Source organism: uncultured Kordia sp., from assembly GCF_947496985.1.
In the GTDB taxonomy this organism is placed as follows: domain Bacteria; phylum Bacteroidota; class Bacteroidia; order Flavobacteriales; family Flavobacteriaceae; genus Kordia.
Genome location: NZ_CANMEZ010000001.1, coordinates 425,952 through 443,010 on the forward strand (window position 1 = coordinate 425,952; position 17,059 = coordinate 443,010).

The 17,059-nt window shown below is 32.5% G+C and carries 19 protein-coding genes; 8 read left to right on the top strand and 11 right to left on the bottom strand.

Features of this window, described 5'->3' with window-relative positions; translation table 11 throughout:
- Window positions 1-9: 9 nt before the first annotated feature.
- On the bottom strand, window positions 10-2,031 hold the full coding sequence (gene ppk1 / locus Q0828_RS02130) for a polyphosphate kinase 1 (protein WP_298417288.1): 2,022 nt from the start codon (window positions 2,029-2,031) through the stop codon (window positions 10-12).
- A gap of 267 nt (window positions 2,032-2,298) precedes the next feature.
- Window positions 2,299-2,859, bottom strand: coding sequence for an ASCH domain-containing protein (locus Q0828_RS02135; protein WP_298417289.1), 561 nt, complete (start codon window positions 2,857-2,859; stop codon window positions 2,299-2,301).
- Between the two features lie 277 nt (window positions 2,860-3,136).
- On the opposite strand from Q0828_RS02135, the gene hemN reads away from it, so the two are divergent.
- From hemN to Q0828_RS02150, 3 genes are all read left to right on the top strand, one after another.
- A complete protein-coding gene (gene hemN, locus Q0828_RS02140; RefSeq protein ID WP_298417290.1) occupies window positions 3,137-4,498 on the top strand; it encodes an oxygen-independent coproporphyrinogen III oxidase in 1,362 nt (453 codons plus the stop codon).
- A 10-nt stretch (window positions 4,499-4,508) separates the two neighbouring features.
- Complete coding sequence (locus Q0828_RS02145) at window positions 4,509-5,342, top strand: universal stress protein (RefSeq protein WP_298417291.1); 834 nt, start codon at window positions 4,509-4,511, stop codon at window positions 5,340-5,342.
- A 151-nt stretch (window positions 5,343-5,493) separates the two neighbouring features.
- Window positions 5,494-6,171 (top strand): DUF6624 domain-containing protein, encoded by a 678-nt coding sequence (locus Q0828_RS02150; protein WP_298417292.1) that lies wholly within the window; start codon window positions 5,494-5,496, stop codon window positions 6,169-6,171.
- Window positions 6,172-6,202: 31 nt separating this feature from the next.
- Here Q0828_RS02150 and Q0828_RS02155 read toward each other — a convergent pair whose 3' ends face one another.
- Both Q0828_RS02155 and Q0828_RS02160 read right to left on the bottom strand, forming a co-directional pair.
- Window positions 6,203-7,030: a universal stress protein gene (locus Q0828_RS02155; RefSeq protein ID WP_298417294.1), complete on the bottom strand. Its 828-nt coding sequence runs from the start codon at window positions 7,028-7,030 to the stop codon at window positions 6,203-6,205.
- 43 nt (window positions 7,031-7,073) lie between these two features.
- On the bottom strand, window positions 7,074-7,493 hold the full coding sequence (locus Q0828_RS02160) for a CBS domain-containing protein (protein ID WP_298417295.1): 420 nt from the start codon (window positions 7,491-7,493) through the stop codon (window positions 7,074-7,076).
- Between the two features lie 144 nt (window positions 7,494-7,637).
- On the opposite strand from Q0828_RS02160, the gene Q0828_RS02165 reads away from it, so the two are divergent.
- The 5 genes from Q0828_RS02165 to Q0828_RS02185 all read left to right on the top strand — a co-directional run bounded on the left by Q0828_RS02165 (window position 7,638) and on the right by Q0828_RS02185 (window position 10,736).
- Window positions 7,638-8,066 carry a lipoprotein gene (locus tag Q0828_RS02165; protein ID WP_298417297.1) on the top strand — a complete coding sequence of 143 codons (429 nt, stop codon included), beginning with the start codon at window positions 7,638-7,640 and terminating at the stop codon, window positions 8,064-8,066.
- A gap of 100 nt (window positions 8,067-8,166) precedes the next feature.
- On the top strand, window positions 8,167-8,904 hold the full coding sequence (locus tag Q0828_RS02170) for a hypothetical protein (protein ID WP_298417298.1): 738 nt from the start codon (window positions 8,167-8,169) through the stop codon (window positions 8,902-8,904).
- Complete coding sequence (locus Q0828_RS02175) at window positions 8,891-9,412, top strand: hypothetical protein (protein ID WP_298417299.1); 522 nt, start codon at window positions 8,891-8,893, stop codon at window positions 9,410-9,412. Before Q0828_RS02170 ends, Q0828_RS02175 begins: the two co-directional genes overlap by 14 nt.
- 41 nt (window positions 9,413-9,453) lie before the next feature.
- Window positions 9,454-9,990: a hypothetical protein gene (locus tag Q0828_RS02180; RefSeq protein WP_298417300.1), complete on the top strand. Its 537-nt coding sequence runs from the start codon at window positions 9,454-9,456 to the stop codon at window positions 9,988-9,990.
- Between the two features lie 140 nt (window positions 9,991-10,130).
- A complete protein-coding gene (locus Q0828_RS02185) occupies window positions 10,131-10,736 on the top strand; it encodes a hypothetical protein (RefSeq protein ID WP_298417301.1) in 606 nt (201 codons plus the stop codon).
- 6 nt (window positions 10,737-10,742) lie between these two features.
- Here Q0828_RS02185 and Q0828_RS02190 read toward each other — a convergent pair whose 3' ends face one another.
- The 7 genes from Q0828_RS02190 to ccoS form a co-directional block, all read right to left on the bottom strand.
- Entirely contained in the window at window positions 10,743-11,444 is a 702-nt protein-coding gene (locus Q0828_RS02190; RefSeq protein ID WP_298418204.1) for a sulfite exporter TauE/SafE family protein, read from the bottom strand.
- A 100-nt stretch (window positions 11,445-11,544) separates the two neighbouring features.
- Window positions 11,545-11,991, bottom strand: a complete 447-nt coding sequence (locus tag Q0828_RS02195) for a FixH family protein (RefSeq protein WP_298417303.1) — start codon at window positions 11,989-11,991, stop codon at window positions 11,545-11,547.
- 90 nt (window positions 11,992-12,081) lie between these two features.
- Window positions 12,082-13,509 carry a cytochrome c oxidase accessory protein CcoG gene (ccoG, locus tag Q0828_RS02200; protein WP_298417305.1) on the bottom strand — a complete coding sequence of 476 codons (1,428 nt, stop codon included), beginning with the start codon at window positions 13,507-13,509 and terminating at the stop codon, window positions 12,082-12,084.
- A gap of 12 nt (window positions 13,510-13,521) precedes the next feature.
- Complete coding sequence (locus tag Q0828_RS02205; RefSeq protein ID WP_298417306.1) at window positions 13,522-14,466, bottom strand: cbb3-type cytochrome c oxidase N-terminal domain-containing protein; 945 nt, start codon at window positions 14,464-14,466, stop codon at window positions 13,522-13,524.
- Complete coding sequence (locus Q0828_RS02210; protein WP_298417307.1) at window positions 14,463-14,651, bottom strand: CcoQ/FixQ family Cbb3-type cytochrome c oxidase assembly chaperone; 189 nt, start codon at window positions 14,649-14,651, stop codon at window positions 14,463-14,465. The genes Q0828_RS02205 and Q0828_RS02210 overlap by 4 nt, the downstream gene beginning before the upstream one ends.
- Window positions 14,652-14,656: 5 nt before the next feature.
- A complete protein-coding gene (gene ccoN, locus Q0828_RS02215; protein WP_298417308.1) occupies window positions 14,657-16,855 on the bottom strand; it encodes a cytochrome-c oxidase, cbb3-type subunit I in 2,199 nt (732 codons plus the stop codon).
- 24 nt (window positions 16,856-16,879) lie between these two features.
- Complete coding sequence (ccoS, locus tag Q0828_RS02220; RefSeq protein ID WP_298417310.1) at window positions 16,880-17,053, bottom strand: cbb3-type cytochrome oxidase assembly protein CcoS; 174 nt, start codon at window positions 17,051-17,053, stop codon at window positions 16,880-16,882.
- Window positions 17,054-17,059: the final 6 nt, after the last annotated feature.

Here is a 17,059-nt window from a genome sequence, read left to right on the forward strand (position 1 = left end):
GTTTAGAAATTAGTTTGCTGAGACTCTCGAAGCAAGTTCTGCATATGCCTTTTTCTGTGAGTGAATGGCGTTCGCATCAAGCTTTACATATTTGTTTTTTTGCTTTGCATCAATGATTCTCGCTTTTACTGTGTCATCCAATTGCCATTGTACATACGATTTTACACGTGCATGAATATCTGCATCTAAAATTGGTGCAATGACTTCAATACGATGATCTAAGTTTCGTGTCATCCAATCAGCCGAACCGATGTACATTTTTTCATTTCCATCATTTCCAAAAATATACACACGTGCATGTTCTAAAAATTGTCCTAATACACTTTTGATTGTAATATGCTCGCTTTGCCCTTCAATACCTGGCACAACACAACAAATTCCACGGATAACCAGCTCAATTTTCACACCGGCATTACTTGCTTCATACAAGGCATCAATCATACGTTTGTCTTGAAGACTGTTCAATTTTAGCACAATATAAGCCTCTTTTCCAGCTCTTGCATTTTTGATTTCATTGTCAATTAATTCTAAAAACGTACTTCGTGTCGTAAATGGAGAAATAAGTAGTTTTTTACTTTTCGGAATAATGATTTCGCGTTCCAATACTTGAAATACTTGCTTCAATTCAGAAGTAATTCTTTCGTTGGTTGTCATCAAACAGAAATCTGTATATAAAGTTGCTGTTTTTTCATTGAAATTTCCTGTTCCGATATAACCATATCGTTTTAGCAATTCGTTTTCTATGCGTTCAATACATAAAATTTTTGAATGCACTTTGATACCTGGATAACTATATATGACATTGGCTCCATAATTTTCCAATATTTTCCCCCATTTGATGTTGTTTTGTTCATCAAATCGTGCTTTGGTTTCCATGAATACCGTAACTTTTTTACCATTTTTACAAGCATTGATTAACGCTGTTGTCAACCGAGATTCTTTGGCAACACGATATAAAGTAATCTTGATATGCGTTACATGTTCGTCTGTCGCAGCTTCTTCTAATAATTCAGAAACATGATCAAATGATTCGTATGGAAAGTACAACAATCTGTCTTTTTCTGAAATTGCAGTAAATACACTTTCATACTGATCTAATTCTTTGTTTCGAACAGGTAAAACTTTTGGTAATGACAATACTTTTTCTGTCGGATTTGGAAAGCTAAAAAAGTCTTTAAAGTTATGATATGTCCCACCTAACACAATATCTGTTTCATTAACATTGAGCTCTTTTTTGAGTTCATTTAGTAAAGTTTCAGGTGCTTTTTGATCAATCAACATTCGTGTTACCTGACCCGTATTTCTATTACTTAACGAATCCTTTATTTTCTCTAACAAGTTTCCAGAATATTCATTATCAATATACAATTCGGCATCGCGGGAAACCTTTACAGCATAAAATGTATTGTCAGGATATATTTTAGATAACTCATATTTTAAAACATCATCAACAAACGTAATATAATGTGTATTCTTTTCGGTTGGAAGTACTACAAATCGTGAAATATCTGATGGGATTTTGAAGACAATTAAACGTCCTTCCTGTACAGAAGCTAAATATAGTTGTTCGTTTTCAATAAAAATTTCCTCTTCTACAATTGTTCTTTCTAAGGTTAGTTTTTGTTGTAACTCTTTTTTGTAATATGCTTCCGCGAATTGTTGTTGTGCTGTTGTAAATTGTGTCCAATTGATTAGTGATATTCCTTCTTTTTCTAGCTCAGGAATAATTTGATGTTGAAAAATACGTCCAAATTCTTCTTGCTGAATATTTACTTCTTTTTTAATCTTACGCAGTAACTTGTTTGGCTTGGTAATAAGTTTTTTACGTAAGCTTTTGTCTAACTTTTTAATTTGACGAATCGCAGAAACGCGTACTTTGAAGAATTCATCTAGGTTAGAAGAAAAAATTGCTAAAAACTTAATGCGTTCATACAATGGATTTCGTTGGTCAGCAGCTTCCTGCAACACACGATGATTGAAACGTAACCATGATAGATCTCTGTGATAATATTCTTTTGTAATTAAAGACATTTTTTACTGTTCCTTTTAAAATACTAAAATTCTTGTGTTTTCTTTTCTTTGTTTGCCCAAAGAAAAGAAACAAAAGAAATGGCGCTTTTCCAGAGGTGTTTTTTATTTTTCTTTTTTGGAAAAGATAAAACTACTCTTAAAGTTTCATATGTAACTGATTCTACTTAATGAAACTACAAACGAAAGTAGTTAATATTCAGTCATTAGACGTATTTTTCAATTAGGCTTAACAATATGGTAAAATATGATTTTACATATTGAAGTACATCACTTTGACTGCTTTGTCCAAATTGTTTTAAACTGCTCACAAACAACTAGCATTTCTTCTGTCATTTTTTTATCACTTTCATTCATAGCGCTCGCAAAAAAGTCCCAATGTGCTTTTTTCCATTTTTTGAGTGCTTCTTTTTTTGTTCCCATGTCCTTTTCTGCATAAGTTTTAGAAATTGTATTAAATGGAATTGTATCCACCTTTGTAATTTCAATAATCGCTAAAGCTTTCCCATCAAAATCTGTGATAATATGCTTTACACCTACTTTTGGCAATGCTGCATTTGCTTCCTCATACCAAACATATAAACCTGATGAAGCTTGTTTTTTACCTTCTAACACTAACTTCCCTAACCGATTTGCATCTTGTTCATTATTATGAAAATACCAAGAATCTGGTAAGGTTTCTTTTTTTAATCCAGAATTTACTTTGGTATAATTAGTCCACATTTCAACAACTGTTTTGTCAATTGTATTGTCAGATTCCATTCCTTTTTTTGGTTCACTTTTGCAACTTACCAATAATAAAAACAAGATTATTGCTATATTTTTCATCATTTACAAAGCGTTTTAAATTTATAGATAAGTTTTTATTTTATATAAGATCTCGACTACATTCAATGTGACAAACATTAAACAAAATAAGACGATTTTAGTATGTTTTGTTTAAACTACAATAATCCTATTCGGAAACAAAATTACTCACAAAACTTTAAGATTTCTATTCTTCAGACAAAGAAGTCATTACCAAAAAAACGGCACAATTCTCCAAACATGATATTTATCATATGACAGCCGCAAACTGCTCCTTACTTTTGAATCATAATTATCAGGTATGTGCAATTTAGTGAACAAATATAATGTGGCAGGTCCGCGATATACAAGTTATCCGACCGTTCCTTATTGGAATTTAGATACATTTTCATTGGAACAATGGAAAGTTTCATTACGAAAATCGTTTCAAGAAAGTAATAGTAAAGAAGGAATAAGTATCTACATCCATCTGCCTTTTTGCGAAAGCCTATGTACGTTTTGCGGTTGTAACAAGCGAATAACAAAAAGGCACGATGTAGAAATTCCTTATATGAATACAGTTTTGAAAGAGTGGGCTTTGTACTGTGATCTGTTGGAAAATACACCAACGATTAAAGAACTTCATCTTGGCGGTGGAACGCCCACTTTTTTTTCACCAAAACATCTTCAAGAATTAATCGAGGGAATTCTATCACGTGCTACACTTGCCGAAGCATACGAATTTAGCTTTGAAGGACATCCAAATAACACAACTGAAACACATTTGAAAACCTTATATAATCTAGGGTTTAGACGTGTGAGTTTTGGTGTACAAGATTATAATAAAAAGGTTCAAAAAGCCATTCATCGTATACAACCTTTTGAAAATGTAAAACGCGTTACGGAGCTTGCCAGAAATATTGGTTATACATCTGTGGGACACGATATTATTTTCGGATTACCATTTCAGACAACAGCACATGTTACAGAAACTATTGCTAAAACTAGAGAATTGGCACCAGATAGTATTGCTTTTTACAGTTATGCACATGTGCCGTGGATTAAAGGAAACGGACAACGTGGTTTTAAAGATGAAGATTTACCAACAGCAACTGAAAAAACAGCGCAATACAATTTGGGTAAATTTCTACTAAAAGAAGCTGGTTATGTAGACATTGGCATGGATCATTTTGCATTGCCAACTGATGCCTTGTATACTTCTATGATTGAAAAACGTTTGCATCGAAATTTTATGGGCTATACTGCTAATAAAACACAAGCTATGATTGGCTTGGGCGTTTCTTCCATTAGCGATAGTTGGTATGGTTTTTCGCAGAATGTTAAAGATATTGAAACGTATTATGAATTGGTAAATAAAGATATTATTCCTGTATTTAGAGGACATATCCTTACGGAAGAAGACCTCATCATTAGAAAACATATTTTGAACTTAATGTGTCACTTTAAAACTTCTTTGAATGATGAAATTGCAGCAATTCCTGAGCTAACAGAAATTCGTTGGAAACTGCAAGAGTTTGAAGCTGACGAATTAATTCAGATTAATAACAACACACTATACATTACTAAAAAAGGAAAACCTTTTGTACGTAACATTTGCATGGCTTTTGACGTATTATTACAACGAAAAAAGCCAGCCACACAATTATTCTCAATGACTATTTAAAAAAACTAAAATGAAAAAAATTATTGTACCCGTAGATTTCTCAAAACATTCAGAATATGCATTAGAAGCAGCGTCTATTTTAGCAAAAAAATACGATTCCGAAGTGTTGGCGTTGCACATGTTAGAACTGTCAAATGCGCTTATTTCTGATTCAGATGGGAACAGACAAGCGGAAGCGGTTTTCTTCTTAAAATTAGCCGAACAAAAATTTACAGACTTTCTAGATAAACCCTATTTAAAGGATGTTAAGGTAACTCCTATTGTAAAACATTTTAAAGTATTTAGCGAAGTAAATGATGTTGCCAAAGAACACAATGCAGATTTAATTGTGATGGGATCACACGGATCAAGTGGAATAAAAGAAGTATTCATAGGATCGAACACTGAAAAAGTAGTGCGTCATTCAGATATTCCTGTGTTGGTTGTAAAATATAACCCAATTTTGATGGACTTTGAAAATGTAGTTCTTGCTTGCGATTTTTCAAAGGAAGCCATTAAACCATATATCAATGCAAATGCTTTGTTTTCAAAACTTGGTGCTACGTTGCATTTGGTATATGTAAACTTACCTGGCTCAGGTTTTAAGAGTAGTACAGAAATGGAAGTGCGTGTGGCAGATTTTTTAAAGATTGCCGACGGACATACGGATCATATGGAAAATGTACATTACGTTAGTGATTATTCAATTGAAGCTGGAATTTTAAACTTTGCTAGTACCAAAGGCGCTGATTTGATTGCCGTGGCAACACACGGTCGCAAAGGTTTAGCTCACTTTTTTGAAGGAAGTATTTCAGAAGATATTGCAAATCATTCTACATTACCCGTAATGACATTCAAAATTTAAGATTGTTAGTTATTAATCTTATTAATTGTCCAAGAAGCAGGAAAAATTCAACATTTTCCTGCTTTTTTAGCTCTTAATGTTATGTTCTTTTTTTGATTTTTATGTAGTTTCATATAGCTTTAACTTTTTACACAAATATTAAACCTATTGTATGAGATTTATATTGATATTCTTTTTTTTCCTTTTCATTTCTTGCTCCGACAAAAACAAGTCAAAAGAACCTATAAAGAATGATAAGCAGCCTAAAAATTTCATTGCTGTTTTAGATACTATTTGGCAAAAAGAACAAGTTCCTATACGAAAACGAGATTCTTTACAACGGATTTACGGTGCAGATTCAGAACAGTACAAAAAGTATCAAAAAATCTATGAAGCAAATCATATGATTAATGAGAAGAAAGTAAGAGCAATTTTAGACGCTAATGGTTGGCCAACAAAAGAAATGATTGGTGAACAAGGAAATTTCACTATATGTAATGTAATTCAACATTCCGGTAATGAAATTCGCATAAAATACCTTCCAATGATGCAACAAGCTGTAAAAGACAAGAAATTAGAACCTCGATTTTTGGTAAGGGCTGAAGATAGAATTGCTACAGAACGAGGTGATTTACAAGTTTATGGAGGACAAATGAAGTATTATCCTGAAACCAAAAGTTTTAATCTTTGGCCTGTATATGATCCTGCAAATATTGATAAAAGAAGAACTGAAATAGGACTAGATTCTATTGCTAAATTTCTAAAAAATAGGTTTGATTTTGAATGGAATCTTGAAGAACAAATTGCACGATCAGAAGCGTTTTTAAAAGCAAAAAAAGATACAGAATAGCCTAACAGATTTTATTCAAATAAATTTCAAATCACGGATGCGTTACCAATAAAGGCTTCTTCAATGTTTTACTAATAGTTGTGGTCGTTGAATGCTTAAATAAACGTTCGAAAACAGATTCTTTCTGAACAATCAAACCAATCATATCTATATCATATAATTGCATGTAACACGATTTTACATAATCTAATGGCACATTTTCTATGACATGATATGTATAATTAACATCTTTACAATGCTTCATTAAGTACGATTCGTCATAACGATCGCCTTTATAACCTTTTTCATATACACGAAGTACATGAACGTGCATATCATGATTTTTAGCTGTATGTATTAAATTTTCAAACGCTTTGCCTTGAATATCATCTTTCGCATCTAACAGCAATAACATTGTTTTTGGGTTGTGAAATGTTGCATTTTCTGGCACTACCAATGTTTTACAGTTAATTTTTCTGACAATGCTCAACGTATGACTTCCAAAAACAATTTCTTCTACATTAGAAACACCATTATATCCTGCAACTAATATATCTATTTTCTTCTCTTCAATAATACGATATATTGCTTGTAAAAAACTATCGTAATCTAAGATAGAATAAAATTTGTGTGCATCGTTTTCCGACGTTTGTTCTAATGAATCTATAAGCTTTTCCAAACGATCGTTTTCGGCTTTAAAAACACTTTCATAAACATTAGCAGTAGCGGAAGCCATTAAATCATCCATGGTAAAACTTCCCGATTTGTGTACATGCATGATATAAAAGCAACATGCTTCGTCCTTTAGAAAATGTAGTGCATAATGTATTGCATTTTGTGCACAGGTTGAGAAATCGGTCAATATTAAAACATTTTTCATAAGAGTTGGATTTAATGAATTTCGCTACTGCGTTTTTGGCATATTAAAATTGATCTAGTAAATAATTGATTAAATCAGTCGTTGTTAAAATTCCAGCTAATTTTCCGTCGTCAACTACAGGTAACGCATGAAATTCTTTTTTAGCTAATATTTCAGCAGCTTCTTTAATTGTTGTATTCGAACTTACGCTTACCAAGTTTTTTGCCATTACTTGCTCTATCGTAAACATATTATATACAACTGTTTCTACATTAGATTCTTCTTCATACGCTCCATCGGCAAAGCTAATACGTAGTAAATCTGTATAACTTAACATTCCAATGATGGAATCGCCACTTACAACAGGAATATGTCTTATATTTTTTGATTTAAATAAACGTTCCGCTGTATCTAAGTTATCTGTATGATTTAATGTAATTACATTTACTGTCATGATTGTTGAAACTGGTGTTCTTTTTTTCATCTTGATTTAGTTTTAATTTCTATATTAAAAGTATCCTAGAATCATTAGAATAACTATGACATTTATCATACTCAAATAGATTTTTAAGTCATTACACGCAACCAATTGCTATAAAATGTATCTAAGTATTAAACCGACAACATTATGAAAAAAATAATTTTACTTTTATTGACAATTGTACTAGTATCTTCATGTAATAGTGACGATGATACAATTAGCAACGAAGTTTTTGGAAATTGGATTCTTACTTCTATGCATGGTAGCATTCCAAATTCATTAGTCACCGGAGCGGCTATGGAATGGCAAGAGTCATATTTATTAAATACGGATGGATCTTTTGTAAAAGTTAGACAACGTGATGGAGTTACAACCGAAGCTACAGGAACCTTTGTGATATCAATAACGCAAGATGGTCGTACCTTAACATTGACTTTTGATACTGACAATGATATCATCGCAAGTTGCAGTTACTTAGTAGAATACATGGTTTTTCAGTCTGAAAGTTCATTTAATAGTACATGGGAAATCTGCGATGGTGCAGGTTTAACGTATAAAAAAACGAATCAATTCTAAAGTGCTTCTAGCTAACACATAAAATCTTATTATCATTTTTGATCTTCAAATAAGATATTGTAGTATTAGCAATAACAATTATTGTTATTGCTAATAACGTATGAAATACATTTGTATACTTTTCATTACTTCTTTGAGTCTTCTTAGCTGTTCAAAACAGCAAAAACAACACACAGAAAATTCTCATAAAAAATCTTATATACGCGACAATGTAACTGTCAATGAAAAAGTAACCTTGAAAACGTTTACTTGTCCTGATTTTTATTTCAAAACAAATAAAAATCAAGCTGATACGATTGTTTATTTTTTTGAAAAAGCCAAAATAGCAACTGGCAATCAAAAAATTGAATTAGAAAAAATGTTCTTTTGCGCATTTCCAAATTCATTTGAAAACATGGAAAACATTTTTGGGTTTGATTCTGAAACAGGGAAAAGCGCAGCACTTTATATGTATTCAGATAATTTACTATCAAATCCTATTATTTCATATTTTGCAAATCTCAATTCAATTCCTTCTAAGGATTTTTATGATAAATACATAAATATTTGTGTAAATGGAATTTGGGAAGCAGATAAAATTAGAGAAGGTTTTGATATTTATAAACGATTTCAAAATGACACAAAAGCTATCTGTAAAGTACTTTCCAAAAGGAATAAGAAAGACATTTACAGTGTTTTTAGGTTTATTTTTGATGGACCGCATCCTGATCATGAGGAAAATCATAAAATATATAAAAGTATACATCCTTTAATTGAAAAAGAAAATCCAGTATTAGCAACGATATTAAAAAATGCTTTCGACAATTTATTAAAACAAAAAACACATGGCCATCATTAAAAAATTATGCCTACTCTTCATTGGATTTCTATGTATTAATTGTGCTAGACCACAAAAAGCAAAAGAAAAACAACCTATAAAAATCGAAAACACATTTGATGTTGAAGCTGTAAAATGGTTCAAAACTCCAGGAAATGGAACAATCAAAGGCGTTGCAAAATTTAAGTCGAAAAATGGAGAAACGCGTTTTGGGGAAAAGTTTAGAATAGAATTAATGCCAGATTGTTTATACACGCAAGAACGATTACATCATATTTATAAAAATACTAATGCTGGGTATGTGCATGTAGAAAACGGAATTCCGACGTTTACACCAGATCCTAAAGAATATCACGATACTAAGAAAACCATGTGTAATGAAAAAGGTGAATTTGAATTTACAAATCTTCCTGCTGGAGATTATTACATTATAGCTTTTATGCTTTGGGATAAAACTGGTGGCGGCATTATGCAATATGTACAACTCAAAGAAGGTGAAACACAAAATATAGAAATGCTTAATTTTTAAAGTAATTCCTTAAAAATTAAGCTTCACAAACAATTACATTCATGATACACACTTTTTTAAAAGCAAAACATTGGCAACTTTTTTTGACACTATATGGACTACCTTTTCTCTTTATATTTTTTTATATAATATCTGATATTTTCACAATCTTTAATAATACTTCAACTCCTTTTGATAGTAGTTTGGCTATTTTTTTCAAAATATTCCCGTTTATATCAATCATTTTTGTAATAGGATTTCTTGGTTGGCTTTGGACAATAGCTGTTGGATTACAACAACATATTCCTCCAGCTATAAAAATGAAAAGAACTAGGTTCAATGTCTTTATAAGTATTGCTTTTGTATATACTGTATTTTTTATACTTCAGCAAGATGGAATAATTACAGGACAATCAGAAGGTTTTAAATTGCTTCTTTCATTAATACCAGCATTACATATATTTTCTATGTTTTGTGTTTTTTATGCCCTATACTTTGTTGCTAAAACCATCAAAACTGCAAAATTACAAAGAGAAGTAAAATTTAGTGAGTTCTCAGAAGAGTTCTTTTTGTTATGGTTTTATATTATTGGAATCTGAATAATTCAACCAAAAATAAACAAGCTTTACAACGAGTATAAACCACAATAAACCATTAACATTAACACTACTTTTTATTAAGAATTGCTATCTTTAAGCATACATTAATAACGATTATTATCGTTTACCAAAAAAGTACGATGTTCAAATACAAATACTTACTACTAACTGTTTTTTGTTTAGCGCTCTTTTCTTGTGGGAAAAAATTTGACGCTACAGATGGACGTGCCTTTATTAAAAATGCTCAAGAAGCAATACAACAAAATGATCTTGCACTAGCAGAATCATACCTAGACAAAGCTAGTAAAAGCGATTATGGTTTCTGTGGAAACTCTTGGGCAGGTGCAAAAGGAGCTATTACACTTATACAAGCAGAAATATTAAATAAAAAAAAGAAACATGATGAAGCCTTACAACTTTTGGAGGCTATGAATGGATGCCCTTTAGGAGCAGATTGCAACAAACGTGATTCTTTAAAAATTGAAACACTGTTTCTTAAACATGGTAAAGACAAAGTTGTAAAAGCATTCCAATCCGTATCAACGGTAAAAAAACATGTTAACGAACATGGTTTTGATTCATATTCCGTTTACATTGAAGAATTAGCGTATACATTTACTTTTGGCGAAAGTTTCCCTGATTATAAATTTGATGAAAATGATAGAATTATCATCCCAAAAATTGATTATAACAATTTCTTTAGTATTCTAAAAGCTTATAATTTTTATGCATTATTGGAAAACTAATTTTCTTTAATGACAATTCATTGTATTGGTTACCAAGCCAGCATTTGGTGCTGGGGAAATATAAGGAATTCCTAAACCTAATCCACGCAAAATAAATAATATACCAATTAAAACTACCAATACAGGAATTGCTTTTTGAATGCGTTGTTTTACCGAAGTGTTTAAAAATTTACCTAAATAAATAGCTGTTGTCATTAACGGAATTGTTCCCAATCCAAATAGAATCATATACAAGCTTCCTTGATAAATACTTCCTGTTGCAATGGCTCCAAAAATTGCCATATACACCAATCCGCATGGTAAAAACCCATTTAGAAAACCAATGGTAAAAAACGTATCTAGACTTTTCTTTTTGAACTGTGCGCCCAAACTCGATTTTAACTTTGAAATTACATTAAAAATAGGTTTTGAAAAATTATACTTACTGAAAATTTTATAAGGAATACTAATGGCTACAATCATCAAAACACCAATCACAATTGATAGTTTTTGTTGCATCCCAAAAATGTAAATACTTTTTCCAAGCATTCCAAAAATAAGCCCTATGGTTGCATAAGATATTAATCTACCCATGTGATATAAAAGCACTTGTGCTATTTTTTTATAACTATTTGTACGATCTACAGGCAACATAAAAGCAATTGGCCCACACATACCAACGCAGTGGAAACTTCCTAATAACCCTAATATAAAACCTGATACTAACATCAAAAAAACTTATTTTTTAATTAAATCTCAACTGCGCTCGATTTGACATTTTTTTCAATTCAAAAAAACATAAAACTATAAGCATAAAACTCTAAACCGATTAATACACCAATACTTCCTTATACATATACGTTTCATCTTCATAGCTCCAATCAACCTTAATGTCCCAGCGACCATCTAGCAAACGATTGTCAGGTATGAGCAATGTGTGGTCCGATAACGAAATGTGCATTTCGAAATCGTGTTGTTTACTCGATGGTCTATATAGGAACACTTTTCCTTTTATACTTTCTTCAGTTAACGATTTTGGAAACTTCAATACAATTCCTGAACTGATACGTTCCCAAGAAATATTTTCGGAGAGTTTTTGCGCGTTTTTCAACTTATCTATATCACTTTGATATGCCAATTCGGCTTCGTAATACGATTCCGTTACCAAATCATGGTCATATTCTTGCTTTATATTCATATTAATTACAAAGTACATGATGAAGCTGATAAAGCCTATAAATGCTAATACGATTCCTGTTCCCCAATTTATTTTCATGGTTTCTATTTTTTATGGCTTGCTTCGAGTGCCTCAGCAAGCTTTGCTTTTTTAAGTATCACAATAACGGTTATTGAACTTGTCGAAATATTAATTATACGTTGATGGTCCTATAAAGCTTACTGTGGTAGTTTCTATCAACTTGTCATCACTATATACTTCAACGGTTATTTTATTTTTTCCGCTTTTCAGTTGACTTTTCGGAATTTCTATAAACAGTGTTCCTTCTGCAATTCCCTGTCTTGGAATAACAAAATGTTCCGTGTTTGTTACAGGTTTTATAGTTCCACCTTTGTACTTTCTAATTTTAAAATGTACCTGTTCAATAGAATCTGTGGTTTTATTTATCAATTTATAGGTAAATACATTACTGATTCTGTTGTCCGCTTTTGTTTCATATAATTGACCTGATAATCGTAAAATATTTGCTTCTACATCATTTCTAATCATTAACATTCCAATCAACACACCAATTAAAATGACTAAAACCGCTGTGTATCCTTTTAATCGTGGTGTAAATTTGAATTTTTCCTTCTTTTCAATTTCAGATTCACTTGTATATCGAATCAACCCTTTTGGCAAATCTACCTTTTCCATTATGGTATCACACTCGTCAATACAGGCTGTACAATTGACACATTCTAACTGTGTTCCATTTCTAATATCGATTCCTGTTGGACAAACATTTACACATTGAAAACAATCAATACAATCACCATGACCAAGTTCTACTCTATCTTCATTTTTACGAAACTTCTTTCGTCCGTTATCTCCTTCTCCACGTTTATGATCGTACGCTACCAATATTGATTTATCATCTAATAATACACCTTGTAATCTTCCGTAAGGACATGCTATAATACATACTTGCTCACGAAACCATGCAAATACAAAGTAGAATACTGCCGTAAATATCAACAGTGGAAATAAGGTTCCTAAATGCTTAAAAGGACCATCTGTAATATCTTGTATCAACTGATCACTTCCTATGAGATAGGCTAAAAACACATTCGCAATCACAAATGAAATCACTAAAAATAAAAACCATTTTAAAAGTCGCTTCTTAACTTTTTCTGCATTCCAAGCTTGTTTCGCAAGTCGTGTTTGTTTTCCTCTATCACCTTCAATCCAGTATTCAATACGTCTGAAAACCATTTCTAAAAAGATAGTTTGTGGACAAATCCAACCGCAAAAAATACGTCCAAAAGCAACGGTAAACAATGTGATAAATATGACTCCTATAATCATGGAGATTACCACTAAGTGAAAATCTTGTGGCCAAAACGGAAATCCAAAGATATTGAAACGTCTTTCCAATACATTGAACAGTAAAAATTGGTTTCCATTTATTTTTATAAATGGTGCAGCTAGTAAAAATGTTAGTAATACGTAGCTGACAATTTTTCGCCATTCGTAGTATTTTCCACTTGGTTTCTTTGGAAATATCCAAGCGCGTTTTCCTTCTTCATTAATGGTTCCAATGGAATCTCTGAATGTTTCGTTTTCTGGCGTTTCCACAATAACTAGTTGTTAGTTTGTTGGTGTTTCCGTTGCTATTTTTGTTGAATCGTTTACTTTGATACTTTCTTCTCCTTCAGTAATTTCTGGAGTCCAAATTTCTCCTTCAGGAGCTTTAGGTTCTGCTGGAGTAGTTCCTTGAAAGTTCAATACATAACTTGCTACTTGCGCAATTTGAGATGGTTTCAATTCTTTTTTCCAAGCTTCCATTCCTTTTCCACTTCGTCCACCTTCTGAAATTGTTCTGAAGACATTGTTGATACCACCACCTAAAATCCAATGTTTATCTGTTAGATTTGGACCAATTCCTCCTCCTCCATCGATTTTATGACAGGCTATACATTTTTCTGTGAAAATTGCTTTCCCTGCACTAATGTCTCCTGGTTCTGTTAGTACAACTACTGTTTTGTAGTCTACTAAATCTTTTGCTGTTTTTAGATATTCTTGATATGCTTTGTCTGCTTCTACATATTCTACAGCCAATTCATCATATTGATTCTCTCCATTGAACACATGATATTTGAACATATAGATAACTGCAAAAAATATTGAAATATAGAAACTGTACAACCACCATGGTGGCAAGTTATTATCTAATTCTTTAATGCCATCATAATTATGATCTAAGATGATTTCGGCTTCTTCTTCAATTGGTTTCGAACCGAGTAGTTTTTTATAGGTTTCCTTAAACCATTTAAATTCTGGAACTTTATTTTTCTTCGCTAAATAGGCTTCTTTCTGTGTTTCTGTTAAGCTATTTAGTAAAATTCGTTCTAACGCAGCTACAATACCTTCTATCGCTATTAATATTAAAATAACTAATACTAAGAAGAGCATCACCATTGGCTCTGCCATAAAAGCTGGTCGATCTCCAGAGTCAATAAAATATTCAATACCTCCAAATATTAGGAAGAATATGACAAGGACGCGAACCCAAGATGGAATTAGATTTCTCATAGTTTCTGGTTGTTATGTTGATTATCTAATGGAATATTGCTCACTTTTGTGATGTATTCTTTTTTTGCTGTGATTACCCACCAAAATAGTATTACGAAAAAGGTAAAGAAGATGAGTAAGGAGATGAGCGGATAGATTTCTATTCCTGTAATGCTCTCCATATGATTTTTTACAAATTTTAGCATGCTACTTATTTTTGTGTGGTTTGTAATTCGTCTTTTACTTTAATGTCTGTTCCTAAGCGTTGTAAGTAGGCAATTAATGCCGTAATTTCACGATCTTTAATAGGAATGAAGGTTTCTCCAGTTTCTGCTGCTGATTTTTTAGCTTCTTCAAACGACGCTTTTAAATCAGGATCTTCATATAGGTTTCGTACAATACCTAAAGCTTGTTCGTCCATCGATTTCATTGCTTCTGCAATTTCTTCTTGCGAATACGGAACACCTAAGGTTACCATCGCTTCCATTTTATCTTGCGTCATTGATTTGTCTAAGGCATTCCGTATCAACCATGGATAGGAAGGCATAATAGATTTTTCTTCTATTCCGCGTGGATCGTACATGTGTTTATAATGCCAAGAGTCAGATTTCAATCCACCTTCACGATGTAAATCAGGTCCAGTACGTTTACTTCCCCATAGGAATGGATGATCGTATACAAATTCTCCTGCTTTTGAGTATTCACCATAACGTTCTACTTCACTTCTAAATGGTCTAATCATTTGCGAGTGACAACCTACACAACCTTCCCTTATGTAGATATCTCTACCTTCTAGTTCTAATGGCGTATATGGTTTTACTTCCGCTATTGTTGGAATATTAGAATCAATCATGATGGTTGGCACAATTTGTACAATTCCTCCAATTAAAATTGCAATCGTAGCATAAATTGTTAGTTTGATAGGCTTACGCTCTAACCAAGTGTGCCATCCTTCTCCTTTGGTACGTTTTTTAGAAACACGTTGCAATGCTGGCGCTTCTGCTAATTCGTCTGTTACTTTATGTTTCGATTTCACAATTGTCATCACAACATTATATGCTAAGATGAACATACCGAAGATGAATAATGAACCTCCTATGGCACGCATCCAATACATTGGAATAATCTCCGTAACCGTTTCTAAGAAGTTTCCATACACTAATCGTCCATCATCTCCGAATTGTTTCCACATAAATGCTTGTGTAAATCCTGCTACATACATTGGTAACGCATACATAATGATCCCTAAAGTTCCAATCCAGAAATGTGCATTTGCCAACCCTTTAGAATATAATTTCGTTTTGAACAATCGTGGTATTAACCAATATACCATACCAAAGGTTAGGAATCCGTTCCAAGCCAATGCGCCAACGTGTACGTGAGCAATAATCCAATCGGTAAAGTGAGCAATTGCATTTACATTTTTCAAGGATAACATTGGGCCTTCAAAGGTTGCCATTCCATATCCTGTAATCGCTACTACCATGAATTTTAATACTGGGTCTGTTCGTACTTTATCCCAAGCTCCACGAAGTGTTAGTAATCCGTTGATCATTCCTCCCCAAGAAGGCATTAGTAACATTACTGAAAAGGCAACTCCTAAGTTTTGTGCCCATTCTGGCAACGCTGTATATAACAAGTGATGCGGTCCTGCCCAGATGTATATGAAAATTAACGACCAAAAATGCACAATAGATAATCTGTACGAATAAATTGGTCGGTTTGCCGCTTTTGGAATGAAATAATACATCAATCCTAAAAATGGTGTAGTTAGAAAGAATGCTACTGCATTGTGTCCATACCACCATTGTACTAAGGCATCTTGTACACCTGCGTATACAGAGTAACTTTTCATAGCACTTACTGGCAATTCTAAACTGTTAAATATGTGTAATACTGCAACCGTTACAAATGTTGCTAGGTAAAACCAAACCGCTACGTATAAGTGACGTTGTCTTCTTTTTAAGATTGTCCAAATCATATTAGCACCAAAGGCAACCCAAATAATTGCGATGGCAATATCAAAGGGCCATTCGAGTTCGGCATATTCTTTAGAAGTTGTATACCCTAAAGGAAGTGTTATGGCGGCTCCAACAATGATTAATTGCCATCCCCAAAAGTTAATATTACTGAGTAAATCACTTGCCATTCGGGCTTTTAATAATCGTTGTAGCGAGTAATAGACACCCGCAAAAATGGCATTCCCGACAAAGGCAAAAATTACTGCATTTGTATGTAATGGACGTAAACGTCCAAAACTCAGCCAAGAGAAACCTTCAAACCAAGTTGGAAATAAAAATAAGAATGCCAATAGTAAACCTATCAACATTCCAACGATTCCCCAAACTATGGTTGCGTAGATGAATTTTTTAACGATTTTATTATCGTAATAAAACTGTTGGAGTTCCATAATTATACGTATTTATTATTGTAGTTAGTTTTGTTTTGTTGTTGTTTTCTCTTTTACCAATTCATCTTCAAAAAGCATCCGAACTGATGGCGTATAACTGTCGTCAAATTGTCCGCTTCGAACCGCTATGATAAAGGCGACGAAAAAGAAGATTGCGACTACAATACTTATTGTTAGTAAAACATATATAACACTCATACCTAT